This is a genomic window from Saccharospirillum impatiens DSM 12546, assembly GCF_000423605.1.
In the GTDB taxonomy this organism is placed as follows: Bacteria; Pseudomonadota; Gammaproteobacteria; order Pseudomonadales; family Natronospirillaceae; genus Saccharospirillum; species Saccharospirillum impatiens.
Window position 1 is genome coordinate 1 of the sequence record NZ_AUIH01000003.1, and the last position, 22,875, is coordinate 22,875.

Consider the following 22,875-nt stretch of genomic DNA (forward strand, 5'->3'; position numbering starts at 1 on the left):
TCCAAGCCCAGCGCCTTCGATTTTTTTCTAAGCCACTCGACCTCGACCTGCAGCTTGCCAATTTGTTGATATAGATGGTCTTCCCGAGCTTCCAGCTTTTTCGGGTCGGGTTGGCTACTGCCGCGTTCGAAGGCTTCCACCAGTCGCTCCTGGGCGATTTTCTTCCAGGTGTTGATCTGAGAGGCATGTACGCCGCACTGCGAAGATAATTGAGCGACTGTCTTGTCGCCTCGGATAGCCTCCATTGCGACCTTGGCCTTGAACTCACTACTGAACCGTTTTCTCGCCACGTTACTACTCCTGCTTGGTCGTGGCATTCTACCTATGCCCGTGGTCTAAATCATGGGGTCCACTATACTATTCGCTTCAAGAATCAACTAGACTGCCGATAGCACCAATACAATAAAAACTCGCCAGTGGAGCTCGGCTTATGAAAATCACGGTTGTCATGAAAACAGCGTTGGGCTTTGGCCTGATGCTGCTGCTCATCATTGGCATCTCCCTGACAGCACTGACCAACCAGGCATCCATTGCCAGCCTGTTTCGCATCACCACCGATGAAGTGGTGCCCCAGGTTGAGAATGCCTTCGAACTGGTGATCAGCATTCAAAACGCCAACAAAGCCGTTTCGCAGCATGCGGCTGTCGAATCCGAGGAGGCGCTGGCTCGGTATGAAACTGACTTTGATTCAGCATTGGTGGAAGTCGATCGCCTTTATCAGCAACTGAACGAACGACTGAACAATGCACCCGAATTGCAGGCACAGCTGGCGGCGGCTTATGACAACGTCAATGAAGCCATGGCACTGGCGACAGAGCACCTGAGTACGCGGCGCACGGTCCTCGATAGCCGGGCCGGCTTTTTATCAGAGTTTCAAACTCAGAATTCACGTTGGCTTACCTTCACCAATGACATGAAAATTGTCGACCGGGTGCTGGAGAATCTGGCCATGGAAACGGATTCAGTCTCCCGACAGGTCGGGGCTGATGCAACCTATGTACTGGATCGTATAGCTCTGATCCGTTCAGGGGTGGGCGGTATCACCGGGCTGTCAACGGCCGAGCAGGTTGACAATGTGCAGGCCGGTCTGCAACGGGAAATTGAACGTGCGGATACCCGAATGGAACGACTGGAAAGCAACAATGAAATTCTGTTCCGCTACCTCTCGACCTATATGGGCCTGCTCAGGACGGCGGTAACGGGTGAAACCGGCACCTTGCCACTGTATCGCTCCTCCCTGGCCGCCAACGAACTCAGTACCCTGCAGCTCGGCCAATTGGCCGACAGCATCAACCGCAGTGTTGATGCCTTGACCGCTCTGTCAGTCGATTTGTCCAACCGGCGGGTGGCGCTGGCCAACGAAGTGACGTCTGCCAACCACCAGGCTGCATTGACCGTTTGGGCGGTGCTGGGCGCGTCCATCCTGGTGGCCTTGTTGGTTATGACATCCTTGATCCGCAGCATTCGGACCCCCCTCAAACGCATCACGCAGGTGCTACACGCCGTCGCCACGGGTGACCTGACCCAGAAAATGACAATCACCTCTCAGGATGAGTTCGGACAGATTTCAGCCGGCATTAATGAACTGGTGGAGCAAACTCAGGCGGTCATTCGCGACATTACCCACGCTTCGGGGGAAGTTGATTCGGTGACTCAACAAGTCACAGAAACCACCCGCTCCAGTTCGACCAAACTGCTGCGCCAAAAAGATCAGTCAGCCTCCATCGCAACCGCAGTCACTGAGATGACCGCAGCGGCCAGCCATATTTCAGACAATGCCAACGACACCTTGCTTAAAGTGGAAGCGGTTAATGAATCCGCTTCTGAAGGTCAGGCGAATATGAACGCCAGCCGCGAGGTGATCAGTAACTTGCTGGAAGAAATACACTCGACCAGCGACGTTGTATCGGAACTGCAACAGGAGTCGAGCAACATCGGCAAGATTCTTGAGGTCATTCAGAACATTGCCGAGCAAACCAATCTACTGGCGTTGAATGCTGCGATTGAGGCAGCACGCGCCGGCGAACAAGGGCGGGGCTTCGCGGTTGTCGCCGATGAAGTGCGCAGCCTGGCCAGTAAGACCCAGCAATCAACGGAAGAAATCTACCAGATGATCGACCGATTGCAGCAGCGAGCCAACCAGGCTGTAACCCGAATGGGTACGAACCGGGAAAAGGCGGAATCTCTGGTCACCCAGGCAGACAATACCGACAAGTCGATTCAGACCATTCTCGACAGCCTGGGCAGCATCACCGACATGAGCCGGATGATTGCGGAGGGAACATCGGAGCAACAAAAAGCGGCAGAGTCGGTCTCGGAGACCATTCAGGAAATTGCCGAATTGTCCGACGCGATCTACTCCAACGCGCGGCGCAACGTATCAAACTTCGAACAGTTGAATACGTTAGTACAGCAACAGAAAACATCAGTGAGCCGCTTCAAATACGACTGAGGTAAGGTTGTAGCTTGTGGCGGGAATCTGTGTTGACTACCGGGTATACCCGGCAGTCAACACTCGCTACAGGATCAATTTTTTTGACCCATTATTAAGCCAAATAAATACTACTTTTCTACAAAAGCCCGCTCAATAACATACTCGCCAATGTGTCCGGCACGGGTCTCGTTGAAGCCCATCTCGTCCAGAATGGCGGTGGTGTCTTTCAGCATGGCCGGGCTGCCGCAGAGCATGAAGCGGTCGTCTTCTTTGTTCGGTGCTGGCAGGCCCAGATCAGAAAACAGCTTGCCGCTTGTCATCAGATCGGTCAGCCGACCCTGGTTGCGGAAGGGTTCGCGGGTGACCGTTGGGTAGTAGAGCAATTTTTCCTGAATCACGTCACCGAAATATTCGTGCTCGCGCAATTCCGATTCGATCATGTCGCGATAAGCCAGTTCAGACACATGACGCACGCCGTGGGTCAGAATAACCCGGTCGAACTGTTCGTATATTTCAGGGTCTTTGATGATGCTCAGGAACGGAGCCAGGCCGGTACCGGTCGACAACAGCCACAAGTTTTTGCCGGGCAGCAGGTGGTCTGCAACCAAAGTTCCGGTTGGCTTGCGCCCCACATAAATCTGGTCGCCGGGTTTGATGTTCTGCAGTTGAGAGGTCAGCGGGCCGTCGGGCACCTTAATGCTGAAAAACTCGAGTTCTTCTTCATAGTTGGCGCTGGCAATTGAATAGGCGCGCAGCAACGGTCGACCCGTCTCCTGCTCCAGGCCAATCATGGTGAAATAGCCATTTTTAAAGCGAAAGGCCGGGTCACGACTGGTCTTGAAACTGAATAGAGTGTCATTCCAGTGCTGGACGCTGGTAACGGTCTCTATATTCAAATTAGACATATCAACCTCATAAAAAAGAATAATAAGTTATATAAGATAACTATACCGACACTCTCTTTATCGGCAAAATGACTATTATCAATATATATAATCGGTTTTACAAATATGAAATTCACGCTTCGGCAATTGCAGGTCTTTCTGGCAACCGCCCACTTTGAAAACATCAGCCGGGCTGCCAACAGCTTGAACATGTCCCAATCGGCGGCTTCCGGGTCTCTGAAAGAACTCGAGACCCTCTATTCGGTCCGCTTGTTCGAGCGCGCCGGTAAGCGCCTGAAGTTGAATGAACTGGGCCGCCAGCTTTGGCCACGGGCCGAAGCGCTGCTTGCTCAAGCGGTGGAAATGGACGAAGCGCTTAACCATCATCAGGATCTGGGCTTGCTCAAGGTCGGAGCAACGCTGACGATTGGCAACTACCTCGCGGTGGGCCTGATGGCACAGTTCAAAGCGCGCCAGGCTTCTGCACGGGTACAACTCAAGGTTGCCAACACTCAGGCCATTGTTGATCAGGTGCTGAACTTTGAACTTGATCTGGGCATGATCGAGGGCGAAATCAACCACCCGGACCTGGATATACAACGCTGGCGCAGCGATACCCTTGTAGCTTTTTGCGCGCCCGATCACCCGCTCGCCAGGTTGAAAACTCTGGACGATGAGCACCTGAAAACAGCCCAATGGATAGTTCGCGAATCCGGGTCAGGTACTCGTCAAACCCTGGAGCGCGGCATGCATGGGCTCTGGTCGAATCTGAATATCGAACTGGAGCTGGAGCACACCGAAGCGATCAAGCGAGCAGTTGAAGCCGGGCTGGGCATCAGCTGTCTGTCACAGGTGTCTCTGCAAGAAGCCTTCAGACGCGGCACACTGGTGCCATTGTCCATTCCAGACCGGGATTTCAGCCGTGACTTTTACCTGGTATTGCATCGGCAAAAGTATCGCAGTCCCGGTATTCAGGCCTGGCTTGAACTGTGTCAGGCAGAGGGCTGAGTAATTTACGGTTATAGACGCTCAAGGCACATGGCCGTGCCTTCTCCGCCGCCAATACACAGCGCTGCGATGCCCTTCTTGCGATCCAGACGGATCATGTTGTGCAGCAGCGTCACCAGAATGCGGGCGCCAGAGCAGCCCAGCGGGTGGCCCAACGCACAAGCGCCACCCGTCACGTTAGTGATCTCGGGACTCAGCCCGACTTCCTGCATGCCCAGCATGGTCACCATGGCAAAGGCTTCGTTGATTTCGGCCACTTCAATGTCATCGGCCGTCCAGCCCGCCTGTTCCAGCGCTTTGTTCATGGCACCAATGGGCGCGCAGGTAAAGGTGCTGGGTGCCTGAGCGTGGCTGGCGTAGCTGCGGATAACAGCCAGTGGCTTCAGCCCCAGTGCTTCGGCCTTGCTGCGGCTCATCAGTGTCAGCGCAGCGGCGCCGTCACTGATTGAGCTTGAGTTGGCGGCTGTAATGGTGCCGTCTTTGGCAAAGGCAGGACGCAGTTGCGGAATTTTGTCCGGTCGAGCCTGCCCCGGTTGCTCGTCGTGCTCTACCAGGGTGTCACCCTTGCGCGAACTGACGGTAACCGGCGCAATTTCCGCTTTGAAATAGCCTTGTTCAATGGCTGTTTGGGCTCTGCTCAGGCTGCGCAACGCAAACTCATCCATCGCCTCACGGCTGATCTTGAATTCATCGGCGGTGGTCTGGGCATGAACGCCCATGGCATTGCTGTCGTAGGCGTCTTCCAGGCCATCCAGGAACATGTGGTCGTACACCTTCTGATGGCCCATGCGATAGCCTGAGCGTGCCTTGTCCATCAAATAAGGCGCATTGGTCATCGATTCCATGCCCCCGGCAATGGCGATGTCGATCTGGCCGGTGCGAATCTGGTCGGCCGCCATCATCACCGTTTTCATGCCCGAGCCACAGACTTTGTTCACCGTCGTTGCCGGTACTGACTCCGGCAGACCCCCACCGAGCGCGGCCTGACGCGCCGGTGCCTGGCCCAGACCAGCGGGCAGCACACAGCCCATTAGCACTTCCTGAACCTGATCCGGTGTAATGCCGGTTTCACTGAGGTTGGCGGCGATCACAGACGCCCCCAACTGAGTCGCTGTAAGACCGCTCAGCGCACCCTGGAAGCCACCTATTGGGGTGCGTTTGGCGGCGACGATGACGATATCGGTAGTCATGATGAGCATTCTCCTGTGACAATTATGTTCATTATTTCAGTGCGGAGTTTGAATAAGCTGTATCGACATGAGTTCGTACCAGCCACTGGGTGACCCTATCCGGGGTCGGCGTAAACCCATCCATGGGGCCTAGACCGCAGCATCCTTGCTGCGGACTCCCCCGGATAGGCCCACCCAGCGACCGGTACTCGACTCGCAGCTAACTATGAAACTTGAGTCTATTCCCGGGCGAGGACAGTGGATGGGTCAGATCCGCATCCCCCCATCCACTTCCAGAATGCGACCCGAATAGTAATCGTTCGTTAGAATAAATGTGACCGCCCGGGCGATATTGTCCGGTTGCCCCACCCGCTTCAGGGGTACAGCCTGCTTGACACGTTCCAGTGCTTCCGGCTTCATGCTGCCTGTCATTTCAGTCTCAATAAAGCCCGGTGCAATGCCCGCTACCCGTATGCCGTAGCGCGCCAGTTCCTTTGCCCAGGTGACGGTCATCGCCGAAACACCGGCCTTGGCCGCACTGTAATTGGTTTGCCCCATGTTGCCAGCCTGGGAAATCGAGCTGATGTTGATGATGACGCCTTCGGTTTGTTCAGCCACCATCCAGGAAGCCGCTTCCCGTCCACATAAGAAGACACCGGTAAGGTTGACGTCGATCACTGACTGCCACTGAGCCAGGCTCATCGTCTGAACTTCGCCATCCTTCACTTTAACCAGCAAGCCATCGCGCAAAATGCCGGCGTTATTCACCAGGCCATCCAATTGCGACTCGTCCTGTTTCAATTGCGCGAACAGCGACTGTACCGAGGCTTCATCCGCGACATTGCAGGTGTAACCGCGGGCAGAATAGCCCTGGGCTCTCAACTCGGCAGCGGCCTGCTCAACCAACGGCTGGTCTATGTCAATCAGCGCTACCCGGGCGCCCGCCTGCACCAGCGAAGTCGCCATTTCCAGGCCAAGACCGCGGCCACCACCGGTGATGGCCAGGTGTTTACCAGCCAGAGTTTGAGGTGTCGTCATCATTACATCCTGTGAGTTGTTATTGGAAAATCATGCTAATTTTTAGTTTCGGAGTTTGCGGAAGGCTTTGTCGCCAATAATTCGCACCGGCTACCAGGTAGACCCATCGGGGGTCGGCGTGAACCCATCCATGGGGCCTGGACCGCAGCATCCTTGCTGCGGACCACCCCCGATGGGTCTACCTGGTAGCCAGTGCTAAACCAGCTCCAGCGAACTCCAAAATTTAAACGTCTAAACGTTATCAGGTGCTAGGAGTCTGTCGGACTTAGGGTGATCGAAGCGAGGGAGTGGGACAGCAGCCGATTCATCCTAAGTCCGACAGCCTCCCAGGGCTGCGTCGACCGAAATCAGTGGCGCCCCCGCGACTGGCCGGTAGAAGCGGTCGATCAGGCTCATCGGCACAGAAATAATGCCTGGATACAGCCAGGCTGGCGATTTGTCTTTGTCCACCAACAAGGCGCGTACCCCTTCAAGAAATTCACGCTCTGCAACGGCGTGGGCACCGACCATCAGGTCTTCGTTCAACGCCTCAACCCGGCTGGCACGGCGCAAGCGACGAAAATGGTGCCAGGTCAGCGCCACACTGAGCGAAGAGCCCGACTGCCACTGTTGTTTGGCCTGCCGAAAAGGTTCAAATGTCGACACGTCTATATGGGCCATCCAGTCGCTCAGGTTCGGGGCGGGTAAGGCATCCAACGCCGAATACCAGTCGTCACGACGCTCGGCTACCTCGTCACTGAGCGCAGGAATGACCCAGTCAGATGGGGCACCACCGGCGGCCAACCAGTCTTTCAGTTGCCTGGCTCCATTCTCGTCCAGGCAAGCGTCGGCGTAGCCCAGGGCCAGTACATCCTTCGCGGTTAAATGAATACCCGAACACCCTATCAGCGTGCCCGCACGCCAGTCAGGCTGTTGCAGAAAGTGGGCTGCACCGACATCGGGGAACAGGCCAATCTGCAATTCCGGCATGGCAAAACGGGCATCGGCATCGATCAGTTTCAAATCGCCACCGGCAAAGAGACCCCAACCGCCCCCCATCACCACACCGCGACCCCACATCACAATAGGCTTGGGGCTGTGCTCGATCTTGGCGTCCAACTGATACTCCGCCGAGAAATATCGAATGGCTTCAGCCCGTTGAACGTCTGCCGGTTGATCGACGGCCGCCTGATACAGCGCTTTGACGTCACCACCGGCACAAAATGCCCTGGCTTGGGTGCTCTGTAACCAGATGCTGCTAACCGATTCGTCGGCAAAGGCATCGGTCAAAGCTGTATCCAGGGCCTCAATCAACCCCAGATCCAGCGCATTCAGCGCCTTCGGCCGGTGCAGGCAGATGACCCGCAGCGCTCCAAGTTGTTCAGTTTGCAGCGGTACATTGAGCGTCTCGTTCATGGGGCTACCTTAGCAATGGGCGCGTTGAAACCGCCATCCTGCATTGGTACGAAGCGCTTCTCAAGCGTCATTGCAGTCTTCTCCATGCAAAGGCGTCCGAACGGACCGATTACACGTAATCTGTTACCCCTTGGCATTGATCGCACCCTCAGGGGTTGGAAAATCAGAGTTGGCTGGTCAATACTGTGACCTGTCTATAGCACTGTGACTGGCACGCTGATGCCACAGCGATCACCCAAAATTGACCCAAGAGACATTGAAAAAGGAATCACCCATGAAATACCTCACCTGGTTGGGGCTTGCGATTGCAAGCCTGCTTGGAACGGCTCAGGCCTGTGAACTGGATAGAAACGTGCGTCTGGCTGGAATGAGCTGGATGTCGAACCTGATGATGGTCGAGATTGAAAAAGCCATTCTGGAAGACGGCTACGACTGCGAGGTTGTGGTTGAATTTGGCGACACGGTTCCAATGATCGCCGCTGTCGTGCGCGGCGACGTCGATCTATACAATGAACTGTGGATTGATTCTGCCCCACAAAACTGGATCAGTGCCAATGAAGCAGGTGAGGTTGTATCCCTGGGTGACATTTACTCCGGCGGTGTCGAAAGCTGGTGGATCCCCCGTTACGTCGCTGAACAAAACCCCGGCCTGACTTCTGTTTATGACCTGCCAGACTACAAAGATTTGTTCGAAGACCGCGAAGAGCCCGGCATGGGCCGAATCTATAACTGCCCTGAAGGCTGGGTGTGCGGTGCAATCAACAACAACCTGTTGCAAGCTTTTGGCCTGGAAGACGATTACATCATGTTTTCACCCGGCAGCGGCGCTGCTCTGGACGCTGCCATCGCCTCTTCATACGCCCGTGAGCAGCCATTCGTGACCTACTACTGGTCACCCACTGCTGTGCTTGGCAAATACGACATGGTTGAACTGGAAATGCCGGCGTATGACCCCGAAGGCCACCAATGCAACATGGACCCCGAATGCGAATCTCCGGTAGCCAGCGCTTTTCCAAAAGCCAGCATTCAAAAGACCATTCCAACCGCTCTGCAACAAAATGCGCCTGAAATGGCTGCGTTTTTTGCTGAAATCAACATCCCGACAGACGAGGTCAATACGTTGCTGGCCTGGGCCGATGAGCAAGACGCTGAACCCGACCAGGTGGCAGAGTATTTCCTCGCGAACTACGAATCACTCTGGACACAATGGGTATCGGCAGAGGTAGCCGACAAGGTCAAAGCAGCTCGCCAGTAGCACCGTTTTGAGAGGCCGATCAACGTCGGCCTCTCAGGTCATTCCTGCCCGCAGTAACCAAAGGACGCGTTTGTGGCTTTCCCCGAGATTCTTAATGCACGAGCCCTGCGCCAGGGCATTGATGGTTTCGTCAATCAACTGGTGATTGACTATGCCGATACCCTGGAACGGCTCAGCCAGCCCTTGTTGAATTTCCTGGTATTTGTCGAGCAACTCTTGCGCAACTCTCCGTGGTATCTGGTGATCGCGTTTTTGGCCATTATCGCCTGGTTTGGGAGCAAACGCTGGACTCTGATGGTCGGTGTGGTGCTGCTGATGCTGTTCATCGGCGTCATCGGCCAGTGGGACCGGGGCATGCAAACGCTGGCGCTGATGATTGTCTCACTGGTCATGTGTCTGATCGTCGGCATCCCGGTTGGAGTGCTGATGTCACTGTCAGAACGGTTTCGCAAAGTAGCCTTGCCGGTTCTCGATGTCATGCAAACCATGCCAAGTTTCGTTTACCTGATTCCCGTCGTCATGTTATTTGGCCTTGGCAAGGTACCTGCCCTGATTGCGACCATCGTTTACGCAGTGCCACCGCTGATTCGACTGACGGATCTGGGGATTCGTCTGGTTGATCATTCAGTTATGGAGGCAGCTACCGCCTTTGGCGCTACACGGCGTCAGAAGTTGATGGGCGTTCAATTGCCTCTGGCAATGCCCAATATCATGGCGGGCATTAACCAGACAACCATGATGGCGTTATCGATGGTGGTGGTCGCTTCAATGATTGGGGCCCGGGGCTTGGGTCAGGAAGTCCTTGCGGGGATTAACCGGCTGGAAGTCGGTCGTGGGTTGCTGGCCGGCTTGGCCATTGTTGCACTGGCCATTCTGTTCGACCGTGTGACTCAGGCGTATGGCCAACGCCTGCAATACCCGAAACAGGGAGACAAATAATGGCCAAAATCGAAATATCGGGTATCTATAAAATATTTGGCCCCAACCCCAAGCGTCATCTTCAAGCTGTGACAAAGGGGTTGTCAAAAGACAGTTTGTTGGCCGATACCGGCCATACCCTGGGCTTGCAAGACGTGAATCTCTCGATTGAGGAAGGAGAGCTGTTTGTCATCATGGGGTTATCCGGGTCGGGCAAGTCGACGCTGATCCGGCACATCAACCGATTGATTGACCCAACCTCCGGCAGCATTCGGATAGACGGCGAAAACGTATTGAACTTGCGCCAGAACGAACTCATTCAGTTACGTCGACATAAAATGTCGATGGTGTTTCAACGCTTTGCCCTCTTCCCGCACAAAACCGTTCTCGATAACGTCGCTTATGGCCTGACCGTTCAGGGCATAGATAAAAAAAACGCCCGGGTCATTGCCGCCGACTGGCTAGAGCAAGTCGGGCTGCAGGGCTTTGGCGATCAACACCCGCATGAATTATCAGGTGGGATGCAGCAGCGAGTGGGTCTTGCCCGGGCGCTGGCAACCAACCCCGATATTCTGCTTATGGATGAAGCCTTCTCGGCACTGGACCCACTGATCAGAAAGGAAATGCAGGATCTGCTGATGAAGCTTCAGCAGCAATTGCACAAGACCATTGTTTTTATCACCCACGATCTGGACGAAGCACTGAGGCTGGGGAATCGCATCGCCATTCTCAAAGATGGCGCACTGGTGCAACAGGGTGACCCCCAGGATATCCTGCTTGCTCCGCAAGACGACTACGTCGCCGACTTCGTAAAAGACGTCAATCGCGGCAAGGTCTTGAACGCACATCACGTTTTAGCCAAACCGGTATCAACGCTAACCACCCAGACCTCTGTCACCAAGGCCAGGGAGTGGATCATGCGTCATGGCTTTGATTATGCCACCGTTCTGGAAGGCCCTTACCTGAAAGGCATCGTGACTCTCAACGCTTTGCAATCTGCAACAGAAGACACAATTCGGGAACGGGTATCGCCCGTGAGCAGCGTGTTGGAGTCGGCGGATCTGGAAAGCCTGATGCCCCGAATGATTCGTGACACAGCGCCCATAGCAGTCACCACCGACAACGGGGAATTTGTCGGATGGGTGTCGCGCACCAAAGTGATTCGTCTGATCAGCCCGGCTCAACCGATCGGCCAGCAAGACCCGGTAGGCGAGCTGACCGAATGAGAGAGGTTACTCGTCCAACCATTTGTACATGACAAAAGAGTCAATGTAGCCATGCTCCGGGTGTTTGAAAGCCCGGGGCAACACGCCCACCTTTCGAAACCCCAGTTTCTCCCACAGGGTAACGGCCACCCGGTTGGTTGAGACCACTGAATTGAATTGCATGGCCTTGTAGCCCAGTTCAAGCGCCCGCTGCTGGGAGTGCTCACACATCATTCTGGCCAGGCCCTGGCCACGCGCTGACAGGCTGACCATATAGCCGCAATTGCATACATGAGCGCCCGGCCCGGTAGCGTTCGCTTTGAGATAATAGATCGCCTTGATCTTGCCTTCCTGTTCGACCACCCAGGATTCATGAGGCAACTCAAGCCAATCGCGCAAGCCTTGCTCCAATGTCATGCCCGGGTCCAGTGAATAGGTTTCACGGCGCTGTAGAATCTTCGAGAACACCGGCCAAAATGCCCTGAAATCGGCTTCATGCATGGGTCTGAGTACGCTCAAGGCCAGGCCTCCTAGTGTCTAAAACGACAATTAACTGGATTGGGAATCAAGCTGTGTCCGCCACAGGCTCGCATACACACCATCTGCCGCTAAGAGCTTCGCATGGGTACCACGTTCCACGACCTGGCCACCCTGCATCACTACGATCACATCGGCGTCGATGACGGTCGACAGGCGATGAGCAATGACGATGCTGGTGCGGTTGCGCGATACCTCATTCATGGCGGTCAGAATTGCCTGCTCGGCGTGGGAATCAAGCGCCGATGTGGCTTCGTCAAACACAAGAATCGGCGGGTCCTTCAACAATACACGGGCGATGGCGATGCGTTGTTTTTCGCCACCGGAGACTTTCAGCCCCCGTTCTCCAACCTGGGTATGTTCACGTTCCGGCAGACTGTTGATGAAATCCTCCAGATGGGCCATGCGAATGGCCCGCCAGACGGCCTCATCCGACGCATCCGGCTTACCATAACGCACGTTGTTGAGCAGCGAATCGTTGAACAGCACGGTATCCTGAGGCACCACGCCGATGGCCTGACGCAAACTGTGTTGTGTGACGGTTCGAATTGACTGGCCATCAATACGAATATCACCGGCCAGCGGGTCGTAAAAGCGAAACAGCAGACGCCCGACAGTAGACTTGCCTGCACCGCTGCTTCCCACCAACGCCACTTTCTGGCCAGCCTCAATCTGCAGACTGAAATCATGCAAAATGGTACGCCCGGCATGGTAACCAAAAGCGAGCTGGTCAAACTCAATACGGCCTTCCGGTACGGTCAACTCAGGGGCATCGGCCAGGTCAACGATGGCCGCTGGTCGCCTTAGCAAACCAAACAGCTTTTCAATATCAGTCAGGGCACGGCGTATTTCACGATACACAAATCCCAGGAAATTCAGGGGAATGAACAATTGAATCACATACGCATTCACCATCACCAGATCACCCAGAGTGATGGCTCCACTGACGACATCCCGGGCGGCCAACCACATCATCAGGGTCAATGAAGCAGACACAATCAATGCCTGACCGGTATTGAGCATCAGGAGCGACATCCGGTTTTTCAGGCGGGCGCCTTCCCATTGCTCCAGATTACGATCGTAGTGTTCCGCTTCCCAGGCTTCATTGCCAAAGTATTTGACCGTTTCATAGTTCAACAAGGAGTCGATAGCGCGAGTGTTAGTCTGGCTGTCGAGGGTATTGGCCTCACGCACAAAACGGTTCCGCCACTCCGTGATTACCACGGTGAACAACACGAAGATCACAACGGCAAACAGCGTAATCAGCGCAAACCAGACATTGAAATTGATGATCAGAATGGCAGCGACCATCGACAGTTCCAACACCGTCGGTACGATATTGAACACCAGAAAGCGCAGCAGGAAATGAATGCTGCTGGTGCCGCGCTCAATATCGCGGCTCAAACCGCCGGTTTGTCGGCTCAGATGGTAGTCGAGCTCCAACTGATGCAAATGCTCGAATACTTCCAGAGACGCCAGGCGCATGGCGCGCTCGGTCACCCGTGAAAAAATCGCATCACGAAACTCACCAAACGCCACCGACGTGAACCGAAAGAAACCGTAGGCAAGCAAGAAAGATAAAGGAACGGCAACGACTTGCGCCTGTTGCGAGTCCAACCCATCAACAATGTGCTTCAAGGCCCATGGCATGGCGACGGCCACCCCTTTGGCGGCCACCAAAAACACCAGAGCGATGCCAACGCGCCCCCGATAGGCCCACAAATAGGGCCAGAGTGAACGGGCGATGAACCCCAGGTCGAGATCAGATACAGATTTGGCCGGCGTTTCCGGGGACGCCTTGTGGGCTTTACTGCGCGCCATTGCTAGCGCTCCCTGTGGTTACCGACGCGTGCAGAGAGTACCAGCCCAACTGGTACAGCAGTTGGGTCCAATCACGGTTAAGACCGGCACGAATGCACAGCCGGTTCCCAGAGACGGGATGAGACAGGGTCACCTCCATTGCGCGCAAGGCCAGTGATTTAATGGCCAGATGCTGTTGCGCCCAATGGTTATGATGCCGGTCGCCGTAGCGTGTATCACCCAGTATGGGGTGACGCACGGATTTCAGGTGGCGCCGTATTTGATGCTTGCGACCGGTTTGCGGTCGACATTCCAGCAGACTTACTCTGGCTTTTGGGTAACGGCTAACCGCCTGCCCCACTTCTGCGACCGCCAGTCGCTGAAACTGCGTCTGTGCCGGTTGTGCCGCTTTGTTTTGCTGCGTTTTACGGTCAGAGATGGCATCCGGCTCTTCGAGCAAAGCCCGATCACAGCCAAAGGCATCCGCCGTAAACCCACGAGCCAGTGCCCAGTAGGTTTTTTTGACTGAGCGACGGGCAAATTGCTCTGCCAGATGACGGGCTACCGCGGTTGATTTGCCTATCAGTACCACGCCCGAGGTGGGCCGGTCGAGCCGGTGAACCGTGTGAACCGGCCCTCCGTCCAGATACGTTTTCGCCCGCCCGGCCAGGGTATCGGTGACAGAGCGGTCGATCCAACTTGGGTGCATCAGCAACCCGGCGGGTTTATCGATGGCCAGCAACCAGTCATCTTCATAAAGAACGCACAGCGGATCAGCCATCTACATCATCGTCTTCAACCAGTTCGGTGGTCACCGTCTCACCGCAGACACGGCACTGGCCCTCAATGAACAAGCGCCCGTTCAGGGTAAACTCAACCGGATCCGACATGCCCAAATCCACTTGCTGGCAACGGTTACACCAGGTGTTTTCGAGGAAGGCATTCTGCTCTTCAGCATCCCGGTCGTGAAAATTACGGAGCTGACGTTCATCACTCATCGATCAAACAGCCTTTCTTTACAACAAAGACGCCAGTATAGGGGATGCCTTGCCCGGTGTCCTGTGCCTCAGGCACTGTGACCGCTATACTGCGCGCATTTACTGATAACGGAAACGAACCCGATGCATTTACCGGTTTATATTGCCTTTGAAGTGACTGACGAAGACCAGGGTTACCCCTTTTCGGTTGCCTGGAGCCTGAACAACGGCCAGTACAAAAGCGTCCTGCTCAAGCCTGAAGACGACTGGCTTATCGACTGGGATAGCGGTCAGAATGCCGCCGGTGCCCCGCCCCTTCAGGATCTGCTGGATCGTGGCGAAACCGTACTGGATGTCCTGAAAGAATGGGCTGAAGACCTGAACGATGGCGAAGTTTATTGCGAAGACCCGGCACTGGCCGAATATTGCCTGGATATGATGTATGACGCCTACAACAAGGAAGTCGCCGCTGAGATTGTTCCGGTCAATGAACTGTTCACCGACATCGATCCGATGGACCTGGATGATCAGCGCCGCTGGATCATGGAGACTGAAGGTTTGATGGCGATCCAGGCTGAGGACTCAGTGCGCACCTTCATTCATCTGTATGCCCAGATCCACGGCGTTGAGCCAGATCCAGAGCCCGAAGACGACGATGTACAGGATGCCACCGACACGTCGCCACACCCGGACAATGACCATGAACAACACTGACAACTGAATTCAGAGGCCGAGTTCAGACTTCACAAAAGGAATGGTCAGCCGGCGTTGCTGGGCCAGGGAACTGTGGTCCAGTTGCTCAAAGGCATCAACCAGGGCGGTCATGGAGCGTGCAGCCCGGTTAATCAGAAAAGCGGCGACATCCGGCTCCATGGTCAGACCTCGCCGCCTGGCCTTCCAGATCAGCCAGTCGGTCTTCTGTTCGTCGGTCAGTGGCTGAATATGAAAAGTCAGACCCCAGCTTAATCGGGAGGCCAGGTCGGGCAAGCTTATTACCGGACTCAAGGGGCTCGTTTTACTGGTGACCAGCAACACACGACCGCTGTCGCGCATCCGATTGAACAAATGAAACAACGCCTCTTCCCAGTCGGGCAGACCGGCGATGCTGTCGATGTCGTCCAGGGCCAGCACGGCCAGCTGGTCCAGCCCCTCAAGCGCTTCGGGACCGTATTGCACACAGTCGGCCAGGGGCAGGTAAAGGCTTTCAAGCCCCTGTGATTGAAGGTCATGAACACAAGCTTGAAGCAGATGGGTAAGGCCCGACCCGCTCGCGCCCCACAGATAAATCAGGGTTTCATCCAACCGCGCCAGCGCATGGCGTAAAGCACCCAGTGTCTGAGCGTTATCACCGGGCAAGTAGTCTTCAAAAACGGCGTCTTCGCGAAAGGTCACGCCCAAAGGCAGTTGTTGAATCGCCACTTAGGATCTCCAGGCTAGCGGCAAGACGCTGAGTCTCGCTGGCTCAATGACTTCAGTCAGGGTGGGCTGACGCAATACCGAACGTCTCATTGCCAGCGATACACCAGCTCATTGTCGAGCTGGGTTTCCAGTGTGAGCTCCTCCACTGGCAGAATGCGACGATCCAGTGCCAGAACGTCACGCAACTGATTGCGATCGCCGCTGATTTCAAGATCAAATTGCACGGCATCTGCCTCCACCTGTCGTAAGGTAATCCGGCTGACTACGTTTAACGACTCCAGATATCGCTCAACTGCAGCCAGGGTCGATAATTCGCGTACATTGGTTACTCTTAGCGCCAGTTGACCGGCCATTGTCGGATCTCTCAGCACCGCATACTGGTCGGCAACCCGATTCGACAATTCATCGGCCAGAGTCTGCATCAGTTCCGTTTCAGTCTCTGCAACCACCTGTAATCGCTCCCGGCTGTCGCGCATCAGAAACACCACATCCGCCTGGTAACCACCGCTTTGTCGTGCTAATCGGCCGACTGCTATCGCATCGCTTGGGTAACGGTCGGATGCAACTTCGATATCGCCGGTGAACAGGCCATACACATCGGTAAAAGAGACATTCAAAGTGTCGGTCAGATCCATAATGGGCAGCAATACCGGCAACCCACGCTGCTCGAGCCGGTTGTTCAGTGCCAGGGCCAGGTCGTGGTTGTCACCGTCAGTCAGAATTCGGTCGCGTCCCTGCAGGCGGTCAGCCAGCCAAAGCAACACCTCTGGCCGGCGCGTGCCCCAGACCGGCAAACGCTGGTTCACCAACCACTGTTCGATGGATTGCTGGTCGAACTGCATCACCATACGTTTGGTCGGAACCGACTCTCCAAGCACATTGGTCAATAAGGTGTCGCTCGCCTGAAACCGAAAGGTCGACAGGTAATCCGACGCATTGCGCAGCAAGGGTTCTGTTCGCCCCTGGCTCGCAATGTCCGCCTCACCGGTTGCCCGAATCAATACCCTTATCAGTGCCTCACGTACCGCCTCAGTCTGATCCTGATTGGATGCATTCTGGGCAAGAATGGCCGAATCGGCATAGACATCCACCGTTCTGGCTGCCCAGGCAGGCAACGCCAGTAACAACAGACAGGCAAGTGAGACAGTTCGAAAAAGCATAAGTCCGGCTTCTATTAGGTGATGATGGTCTATTGTGACAGAGCCCGCGGTGAAAATCAGGTCGTGTCATCGATATTGTTACGCAAAGCAACGGTCATTTCCTGACCGAACAGACAAGCTGATTCCCGATACAGCTCCTGCTACAATCCGCGCGCCCAAGAGGGCTGTGGCCAGAATCGTGTCAATTGCGATAAGACGGTAATGGCCAGACCCTTCTTTATATTCGAATTGCCGCTATGGAGCCAGAGATGTCAGACGCGCCCAAACCCCTGAGTTACAAAGATGCCGGTGTTGATATCAACGCTGGCAATGAATTGGTGGAACGCATCAAAGACACGGTCAAACGCACCCGGCGCCCCGAAGTCATGGGTGGCCTGGGCGGGTTTGGTGCCCTGTGTCGCATTCCCAGTCACTATAAAAAACCCGTGCTGGTATCCGGCACTGACGGTGTTGGCACCAAATTGAAGCTGGCCATGGAGCTGGGACGCCATGACACAATCGGCATCGATCTGGTCGCCATGTGCGTGAATGACCTGATCGTCTGTGGCGCCGAACCCCTGTTTTTCCTCGACTACTACGCCACCGGAAAGTTATCGGTCGATATTGCCTCCCGGGTCGTTCAGGGCATTGGCGAAGGATGCCAGCAGGCGAACTGCTCACTGGTCGGTGGCGAAACCGCTGAAATGCCCGGGATGTACCAGGGTGAAGACTACGATCTGGCTGGTTTTTGCACGGGCGTGGTCGAAGAAGACAAGATTATCGATGGCACCCGGGTGCGTGTTGGCGACAGTGTGATCGGTCTGCCCTCCTCCGGCCCTCATTCCAATGGTTACTCCCTGATTCGCAAAGTCATCGAAGTATCCGGAGCCGATCTGCAACAACCCATGGGCGACACCACTCTGGCTGATGCCTTGATGGCTCCCACTCGTATTTACGTAAAAGCCGTGCTGCGCTTGCTGGCCAACCAGACTGTTCACGCCATTTCCCACATTACCGGCGGCGGTTTCTATGAAAACCTGCCAAGAGTCGTGCCCGCTTCACTGGCCATTCGCCTGAATGCTCACAGCTGGACCCAGCCACCGGTCTTTGACTGGCTGAAAACAGCCGGCAACATCGATTCCCATGAGATGTACCGCACGTTCAACTGTGGTATTGGTCTGGTCCTCGTTGTACCGGCCGGTGAGCAGGAAGATATTCTCAGTCAGTTGAAAGCCAGCGGTGAAAGCCCGGTAGTCATGGGTCAGGTTGAGCAGCGCACCGGAGACGCTGTTATTATCGACGGAGTCTAGTCGTGATTCGCATCGTTGTTCTGATCAGTGGTGGCGGTTCCAACCTGCAATCGCTGCTCGACCAGTGTCAGGCCGGAATTCTGGATGCCCAAATCGGGGCGGTTATCTCAAACCGCCCCGATGCCTTTGGCCTGTCAAGAGCGCGTCAGGCCGGTGTAAAGGCCCTGACCCTGGATCACACCGATTTTACAGAGCGCGCGGCATTCGACCGCGCCCTGGCGGAACTGGTCGACGCCCAGCAGCCCGACCTGATCGTACTGGCGGGTTTCATGCGCATTCTCACCGACGATTTTGTGAAGCAGTTTGCCGGTAAGATGATAAACATCCACCCCTCCCTGCTACCGCTTTACCCGGGCTTGAACACTCATCAGCGAGCCCTGGATGCCGGCGATTCGAAGGCCGGTGCAACGGTTCATTTTGTCACCGCTGAACTCGATGGCGGCCCGGCCATTGCCCGTGTTGAGGTCGATATTACCGACCAGGACAATGCCGAGTCACTGGCCCGAAAAGTACTGACCCAGGAACACAAACTGTACCCGGCGGTCGTAGACTGGTTTGTAAAGGGGCGCCTGAGCCTGAACAACAACCAGGCACTTCTGGACGACAGCCCTCTTCCCAAAGGCGGGTGTGTGCTGGATACTGCTGCGCTATGAATCGATTGATCACCAGCCTGCTCATGTGCACCTTATCCCTGACGACCTTCGCCGAGGGGATGCAGCCGTTCACAGCCGAAATGGAAGCCATTCGTCATGGCGCCATAGACATCAAAGCCCGGGGCACCCTGCAATTGCGGGAAACAGCACCCGATCAATGGCACTACCGACTCAGCACTGACGGACGCACGCTATCCCTGCGTGAAGAAAGCTGGCTAACCGTTGTGGACGATCAGATTCGGCCAATGCGGTACGAATTTGAAAGCAAGGTACTCTGGATCAAAACCACCAAGTCACTGCGTTTCGACCACGACAGCAGGCGCGTGACCGGACGCGTTGAAAAAGATCGCATCGACGAGCGATTCTCTGCCCCCATTTACGATGCCATTGGTTACCAACTGGCGTTGCAGCAGGCTCTGGCCCGCGGCGAGGAATCCATTACGTTGAATGTTCTGCGTCACAAGCGACCGGATGACATGTCATTCCGGGTCATTGGCGAAGAAATGCTGCAATTGCCCCAGGGCTCCATCTATACCTGGATCATCGAGCAAACCGAACCGGTCAGCAGAGACGAGCGCAAGCTTATCTGGATCGCCCCCGGGCTGGGTTACACGCCGATGCGCTTCGGGCGTTATGAAGACGGTGATCTGAAAGAAGAAATACGCGTGCTGTCCCTGGAGTTGGATGGTCAACGGGTTGATTTCAGCCAGTAATCAGGCAATGCTGGCTGTACTGGGCCTACGTTGCATTTAGCGCCCGGCACCGTCACAACTCACAGGTCGGCACAGGGAGCTTACTATTCATGAAAGTCGCCGTATTCAGCAGTAAACCGTACGACATCCGTTTCTTTACCCAGGCCACGCAGTCTCAACATCAATTCACCTTTTTCGAACCCCACCTGAACGCTCAAACGGCGGCACTCAGCCAGGGCCACGATGCGGTCTGCTGCTTCGTCAACGACACCGTAGACCGACCTACACTGGAACAACTGCACAAACATGGAATCTCGCTGATTGCACTGCGTTGCGCCGGATTCAACAACGTAGACCTGGCGGCCGCTGCGGAGCTGGGAATTACCATCGCCAGAGTGCCAGAGTACTCTCCTTTTGCAGTAGCAGAGCACGCCGTAGCCCTGATTCTGGGTCTTAACCGGAATTCTCATCGAGCCTACAACCGGGTTCGCGAAAACGACTATAGCCTGCACGGCTTACTCGGCTTCGACGTGCATGGCAAAACAGTCGGCGTGATTGGTACCGGAAAAATCGGTCAGGCCTTCATTCGCATCATGCGTGGCTTTGGCTGTCGGGTTATTTGTTACGACCCCTACCCCGCGGATGCAGCCGTCGCCGCTGGCGCTGAATATGTTGAGCTGGATGAGCTCTGGGCACACAGTGATATCATTTCCCTGCATTGCCCGCTGGTTGCCTCCACCCGACATATCATCAACAAAGACACCCTGGCCAAAATGAAACACGGCGTTATGCTTATCAATACCAGCCGGGGTGCACTGATCAACACCAGCGATGTCATCACCTCACTGAAAACCGGCGCAGTGGGTTATCTGGGGCTGGATGTCTACGAGGAAGAAGCCGATCTCTTTTTCGAGGACAACTCCGACGACATCCTGCGCGACGATGTCTTTGCGCGCCTGCTCACCTTTAGAAATGTCCTGATTACCGGCCACCAGGCCTTCTTTACCCGGGAAGCCCTGGAAGCAATTACAGCGGTCACACTGGCTAACTTGAGTGCTTTTGAGCGCTCCGACTACGAAGCCCTTCATCAGGTGCTCCCACCCACCTAGGGAGCCTCTGAACAACTCCCCAGGGCTCTGCGCGAGCTAAAACGTTCTGGCACAAGTGGGCGGCACTCCGACGTACTTCGCAGCGCAATGGCCGTAGCCCTTGTCAAGAAGTACAACGCCGGGCCAGGACGTTTTAGCCGCGCCCGCGGGTGGTGCGGCATTCCGACTTTCCGAGGAACGCTGCCACGGCGTTGGACTCATTTGAAAGGTCTAGACATTCCTGCATGAGTCCGTCGGGATGCCGCACCACTGCGGCAACGTCCCTCGGATAAGCCAGAGCCCCGGGGGAGTTATTCAGAGGCTCCCTAGCCAAACGCTATTTGTGCCCTCTCCTGATTTACAGGCATAAAAAAACCCGCCAACCGGCGGGTTTTTTCTAACCAGTCAGACTCAAGCCAGTTTGGCTTTAGCCTGTTCAGTCAGTGCGGCGAAGGCAACCTTATCGTTAACCGCCAGATCCGCCAGGATCTTACGGTCGATTTCGATGGTTGCTTTCTTCAACCCATTGATGAACTTGCTGTACGACAGACCGTTCACCCGAGCTTCGGCATTGATACGAGCGATCCACAATGCGCGGAACTGACGCTTACGCTGACGACGGTCACGGTAAGCATACTGACCTGCTTTGATGACCGCTTGCTTGGCAACCCGGAACACTCGTGAGCGAGCACCGTAATAGCCTTTAGCCTGGTCCAATACCTTTTTGTGACGACGACGAGCCACTACACCACGTTTAACACGTGCCATATTTCTTTCCTCCTAATCCTGTATTTCAACCTGCTGCTTTTCAACCAATTGCTATTCAACCAGCTGTAACAGCAAGGTCAGACCTTAAACGTAGGGCAGCATGCGCTTGATCAGCGCTACGTCGGACTCAGCAATAAGCTGGGTGCCGCGCAGATGACGCTTACGCTTGGTGCTCTTCTTGGTCAGGATGTGGCTGCGGAAAGACTGCTTGTGCTTAAAGCCGTTTGCCGTCTTCTTGAAGCGCTTTGCAGCGCCAGAATTGCTCTTGATCTTAGGCATTTTCAATCTCCCGATCTACTTCCTATAACCGTGTCGCATCCCTTGTGATGTCTGGTAAACCCGACATCGGGAGCTAACGGTTGCCATGTCGCCCGGTGATGAACCTCACCCCGAGCCCCTTCTTAAGGTTTTAAAATGACTCCTGCCTTTTTAAAACACGATAGGCAAAAAATGTGATTTTTGTCTATCTCACAAAATCTAAGACTTAACAGTCTATGACTTTGCCGAAACATCCATATTTCGGTGGTTGGCAGCTGAAACAGACTACAGCCTTTTTCAAAATACCATAAAAACGACGGCACTAGGCCGTCGCAGCGCGCAGGATACCAGACCCTGCCGGAATAACCAGCGACAGAGCTGATTATTCCTCAAAACGTCTTATTTCTTCTTGATCGGAGCCATCACCATGGTCAGCTGACGGCCTTCCATTTTAGGTCGCTGCTCAACAGTCGCCAGATACTCGAGATCCGTCGCGACACGGGCCAGCAGTTCCATGCCCAGCTCCTGGTGAGCCATTTCACGGCCCCGGAAGCGCAAGGTCACCTTGGTTTTGTCACCGTGCTCAAGAAAACGAGTCAGATTACGCAGCTTGACATTATAGTCACCGATGTCGGTGTTCGGCCGGAATTTGACTTCCTTGACTTGCACCTGAACCTGGTTTTTCTTGGCAACCGCCTTGGCTTTCTTCTCTTCGTAGAGTTTTTTGCCCAGGTCCATGATCTTACAGACCACAGGATCACCGTTCGAAATTTGCACCAGTTCCAAGCCTTCCTGCTCTGCTTTCTGCAGGGCTTCTTGCAAGGGAACCACTCCAATTTGCTCACCGCCGGAACCGATCAGACGAACTTCGTCCGCCTTAATCTGGTCATTCACGACATGACGGTTAGCCGCCGCTTTTGCACCTTTC

Annotated in this window: 24 protein-coding genes; 10 read left to right on the top strand and 14 right to left on the bottom strand. The window is 55.1% G+C overall.

Annotated features, from left to right (window positions below; translation table 11 throughout):
• Positions 1-290, bottom strand: a 290-nt coding sequence (locus G565_RS0102495) for a transposase (RefSeq protein WP_028669746.1), incomplete at its 3' end; no start/stop codon positions are given.
• A 140-nt stretch (positions 291-430) separates the two neighbouring features.
• Between G565_RS0102495 and G565_RS0102500 the strand changes: the two genes are divergently transcribed.
• The gene (locus G565_RS0102500; protein ID WP_028669561.1) at positions 431-2,452 is read left to right on the top strand and encodes a methyl-accepting chemotaxis protein; all 2,022 of its coding nucleotides are present in this window, start codon (positions 431-433) and stop codon (positions 2,450-2,452) included.
• A 110-nt stretch (positions 2,453-2,562) separates the two neighbouring features.
• On the opposite strand, the gene G565_RS0102505 is transcribed toward G565_RS0102500, so the two are convergent.
• Positions 2,563-3,339 (bottom strand): ferredoxin--NADP reductase, encoded by a 777-nt coding sequence (locus G565_RS0102505; RefSeq protein ID WP_028669562.1) that lies wholly within the window; start codon positions 3,337-3,339, stop codon positions 2,563-2,565.
• A 105-nt stretch (positions 3,340-3,444) separates the two neighbouring features.
• Between G565_RS0102505 and G565_RS0102510 the strand changes: the two genes are divergently transcribed.
• A complete protein-coding gene (locus G565_RS0102510) occupies positions 3,445-4,326 on the top strand; it encodes a LysR substrate-binding domain-containing protein (RefSeq protein WP_028669563.1) in 882 nt (293 codons plus the stop codon).
• An 11-nt stretch (positions 4,327-4,337) separates the two neighbouring features.
• Here G565_RS0102510 and G565_RS0102515 read toward each other — a convergent pair whose 3' ends face one another.
• From G565_RS0102515 to G565_RS0102525, 3 genes are all read right to left on the bottom strand, one after another.
• A complete protein-coding gene (locus G565_RS0102515) occupies positions 4,338-5,516 on the bottom strand; it encodes a thiolase family protein (protein ID WP_028669564.1) in 1,179 nt (392 codons plus the stop codon).
• A gap of 246 nt (positions 5,517-5,762) precedes the next feature.
• A complete protein-coding gene (locus tag G565_RS0102520) occupies positions 5,763-6,536 on the bottom strand; it encodes an SDR family oxidoreductase (protein ID WP_028669565.1) in 774 nt (257 codons plus the stop codon).
• Between the two features lie 306 nt (positions 6,537-6,842).
• On the bottom strand, positions 6,843-7,928 hold the full coding sequence (locus tag G565_RS0102525; protein WP_028669566.1) for an enoyl-CoA hydratase/isomerase family protein: 1,086 nt from the start codon (positions 7,926-7,928) through the stop codon (positions 6,843-6,845).
• A gap of 274 nt (positions 7,929-8,202) precedes the next feature.
• Here G565_RS0102525 and G565_RS0102535 point away from each other — a divergent pair, with 274 nt between their 5' ends.
• From G565_RS0102535 to G565_RS22625, 3 genes are all read left to right on the top strand, one after another.
• A complete protein-coding gene (locus tag G565_RS0102535) occupies positions 8,203-9,183 on the top strand; it encodes an ABC transporter substrate-binding protein (protein ID WP_028669567.1) in 981 nt (326 codons plus the stop codon).
• A 72-nt stretch (positions 9,184-9,255) separates the two neighbouring features.
• A complete protein-coding gene (locus tag G565_RS0102540) occupies positions 9,256-10,122 on the top strand; it encodes an ABC transporter permease (protein ID WP_037337361.1) in 867 nt (288 codons plus the stop codon).
• Positions 10,122-11,327 carry a quaternary amine ABC transporter ATP-binding protein gene (locus tag G565_RS22625; protein WP_037337363.1) on the top strand — a complete coding sequence of 402 codons (1,206 nt, stop codon included), beginning with the start codon at positions 10,122-10,124 and terminating at the stop codon, positions 11,325-11,327. Before G565_RS0102540 ends, G565_RS22625 begins: the two co-directional genes overlap by 1 nt.
• 6 nt (positions 11,328-11,333) lie before the next feature.
• On the opposite strand, the gene G565_RS0102550 is transcribed toward G565_RS22625, so the two are convergent.
• From G565_RS0102550 to G565_RS0102565, 4 genes are read right to left on the bottom strand one after another with little or no spacing between them, the layout of a single operon-like run.
• Positions 11,334-11,825, bottom strand: a complete 492-nt coding sequence (locus tag G565_RS0102550) for a GNAT family N-acetyltransferase (protein ID WP_157599984.1) — start codon at positions 11,823-11,825, stop codon at positions 11,334-11,336.
• Between the two features lie 30 nt (positions 11,826-11,855).
• Positions 11,856-13,664, bottom strand: coding sequence for an ABCB family ABC transporter ATP-binding protein/permease (locus G565_RS22630; RefSeq protein ID WP_084649183.1), 1,809 nt, complete (start codon positions 13,662-13,664; stop codon positions 11,856-11,858).
• Positions 13,651-14,424: a pseudouridine synthase gene (locus G565_RS22635; protein WP_051207183.1), complete on the bottom strand. Its 774-nt coding sequence runs from the start codon at positions 14,422-14,424 to the stop codon at positions 13,651-13,653. The genes G565_RS22630 and G565_RS22635 overlap by 14 nt, the downstream gene beginning before the upstream one ends.
• Positions 14,417-14,641 (bottom strand): hypothetical protein, encoded by a 225-nt coding sequence (locus G565_RS0102565; RefSeq protein WP_028669570.1) that lies wholly within the window; start codon positions 14,639-14,641, stop codon positions 14,417-14,419. The genes G565_RS22635 and G565_RS0102565 overlap by 8 nt, the downstream gene beginning before the upstream one ends.
• A 123-nt stretch (positions 14,642-14,764) precedes the next feature.
• On the opposite strand from G565_RS0102565, the gene G565_RS0102570 reads away from it, so the two are divergent.
• Complete coding sequence (locus G565_RS0102570; protein WP_028669571.1) at positions 14,765-15,334, top strand: hypothetical protein; 570 nt, start codon at positions 14,765-14,767, stop codon at positions 15,332-15,334.
• Positions 15,335-15,343: 9 nt separating this feature from the next.
• Here G565_RS0102570 and hda read toward each other — a convergent pair whose 3' ends face one another.
• Positions 15,344-16,039 carry a DnaA regulatory inactivator Hda gene (gene hda / locus G565_RS0102575; RefSeq protein ID WP_157599985.1) on the bottom strand — a complete coding sequence of 232 codons (696 nt, stop codon included), beginning with the start codon at positions 16,037-16,039 and terminating at the stop codon, positions 15,344-15,346.
• A gap of 86 nt (positions 16,040-16,125) precedes the next feature.
• On the bottom strand, positions 16,126-17,199 hold the full coding sequence (locus tag G565_RS0102580; protein WP_028669573.1) for a DUF2066 domain-containing protein: 1,074 nt from the start codon (positions 17,197-17,199) through the stop codon (positions 16,126-16,128).
• Between the two features lie 248 nt (positions 17,200-17,447).
• Here G565_RS0102580 and purM point away from each other — a divergent pair, with 248 nt between their 5' ends.
• The 4 genes from purM to G565_RS0102600 all read left to right on the top strand — a co-directional run bounded on the left by purM (position 17,448) and on the right by G565_RS0102600 (position 20,942).
• Positions 17,448-18,488, top strand: coding sequence for a phosphoribosylformylglycinamidine cyclo-ligase (purM, locus tag G565_RS0102585; protein WP_028669574.1), 1,041 nt, complete (start codon positions 17,448-17,450; stop codon positions 18,486-18,488).
• 2 nt (positions 18,489-18,490) lie between these two features.
• Entirely contained in the window at positions 18,491-19,141 is a 651-nt protein-coding gene (gene purN / locus G565_RS0102590; RefSeq protein ID WP_028669575.1) for a phosphoribosylglycinamide formyltransferase, read from the top strand.
• Complete coding sequence (locus tag G565_RS0102595) at positions 19,138-19,854, top strand: DUF3108 domain-containing protein (RefSeq protein WP_028669576.1); 717 nt, start codon at positions 19,138-19,140, stop codon at positions 19,852-19,854. The genes purN and G565_RS0102595 overlap by 4 nt, the downstream gene beginning before the upstream one ends.
• 89 nt (positions 19,855-19,943) lie before the next feature.
• Positions 19,944-20,942 carry a 2-hydroxyacid dehydrogenase gene (locus G565_RS0102600; protein ID WP_028669577.1) on the top strand — a complete coding sequence of 333 codons (999 nt, stop codon included), beginning with the start codon at positions 19,944-19,946 and terminating at the stop codon, positions 20,940-20,942.
• Between the two features lie 390 nt (positions 20,943-21,332).
• Here the strand turns inward: G565_RS0102600 and rplT are convergent, their stop codons facing one another.
• The 3 genes from rplT to infC form a co-directional block, all read right to left on the bottom strand.
• Positions 21,333-21,689, bottom strand: a complete 357-nt coding sequence (gene rplT, locus G565_RS0102605) for a 50S ribosomal protein L20 (protein WP_028669578.1) — start codon at positions 21,687-21,689, stop codon at positions 21,333-21,335.
• A gap of 84 nt (positions 21,690-21,773) precedes the next feature.
• Positions 21,774-21,968, bottom strand: coding sequence for a 50S ribosomal protein L35 (rpmI, locus tag G565_RS0102610; RefSeq protein ID WP_028669579.1), 195 nt, complete (start codon positions 21,966-21,968; stop codon positions 21,774-21,776).
• A gap of 378 nt (positions 21,969-22,346) precedes the next feature.
• The gene (gene infC / locus G565_RS0102615; RefSeq protein WP_028669580.1) at positions 22,347-22,841 is read right to left on the bottom strand and encodes a translation initiation factor IF-3; all 495 of its coding nucleotides are present in this window, start codon (positions 22,839-22,841) and stop codon (positions 22,347-22,349) included.
• Positions 22,842-22,875 lie beyond the last annotated feature (34 nt).

Excerpts from the sequence above, each read along its gene's own strand:
- G565_RS0102600 (WP_028669577.1), top strand. The coding sequence starts at position 19,944 with ATGAAAGTCGCCGTATTCAGCAGTAAACCGTACGACATCCGTTTCTTT.
- G565_RS22625 (WP_037337363.1), top strand. The coding sequence starts at position 10,122 with ATGGCCAAAATCGAAATATCGGGTATCTATAAAATATTTGGCCCCAAC.
- G565_RS0102515 (WP_028669564.1), bottom strand. The coding sequence starts at position 5,516 with ATGACTACCGATATCGTCATCGTCGCCGCCAAACGCACCCCAATAGGT.
- purM (WP_028669574.1), top strand. The coding sequence starts at position 17,448 with ATGTCAGACGCGCCCAAACCCCTGAGTTACAAAGATGCCGGTGTTGAT.
- G565_RS0102520 (WP_028669565.1), bottom strand. The coding sequence starts at position 6,536 with ATGATGACGACACCTCAAACTCTGGCTGGTAAACACCTGGCCATCACC.
- G565_RS0102595 (WP_028669576.1), top strand. The coding sequence starts at position 19,138 with ATGAATCGATTGATCACCAGCCTGCTCATGTGCACCTTATCCCTGACG.
- G565_RS0102535 (WP_028669567.1), top strand. The coding sequence starts at position 8,203 with ATGAAATACCTCACCTGGTTGGGGCTTGCGATTGCAAGCCTGCTTGGA.
- G565_RS0102525 (WP_028669566.1), bottom strand. The coding sequence starts at position 7,928 with ATGAACGAGACGCTCAATGTACCGCTGCAAACTGAACAACTTGGAGCG.
- rpmI (WP_028669579.1), bottom strand. The coding sequence starts at position 21,968 with ATGCCTAAGATCAAGAGCAATTCTGGCGCTGCAAAGCGCTTCAAGAAG.
- G565_RS0102570 (WP_028669571.1), top strand. The coding sequence starts at position 14,765 with ATGCATTTACCGGTTTATATTGCCTTTGAAGTGACTGACGAAGACCAG.
- G565_RS0102510 (WP_028669563.1), top strand. The coding sequence starts at position 3,445 with ATGAAATTCACGCTTCGGCAATTGCAGGTCTTTCTGGCAACCGCCCAC.
- G565_RS0102505 (WP_028669562.1), bottom strand. The coding sequence starts at position 3,339 with ATGTCTAATTTGAATATAGAGACCGTTACCAGCGTCCAGCACTGGAAT.
- G565_RS22635 (WP_051207183.1), bottom strand. The coding sequence starts at position 14,424 with ATGGCTGATCCGCTGTGCGTTCTTTATGAAGATGACTGGTTGCTGGCC.
- G565_RS0102580 (WP_028669573.1), bottom strand. The coding sequence starts at position 17,199 with ATGCTTTTTCGAACTGTCTCACTTGCCTGTCTGTTGTTACTGGCGTTG.
- G565_RS0102500 (WP_028669561.1), top strand. The coding sequence starts at position 431 with ATGAAAATCACGGTTGTCATGAAAACAGCGTTGGGCTTTGGCCTGATG.
- rplT (WP_028669578.1), bottom strand. The coding sequence starts at position 21,689 with ATGGCACGTGTTAAACGTGGTGTAGTGGCTCGTCGTCGTCACAAAAAG.
- G565_RS0102565 (WP_028669570.1), bottom strand. The coding sequence starts at position 14,641 with ATGAGTGATGAACGTCAGCTCCGTAATTTTCACGACCGGGATGCTGAA.
- G565_RS22630 (WP_084649183.1), bottom strand. The coding sequence starts at position 13,664 with ATGGCGCGCAGTAAAGCCCACAAGGCGTCCCCGGAAACGCCGGCCAAA.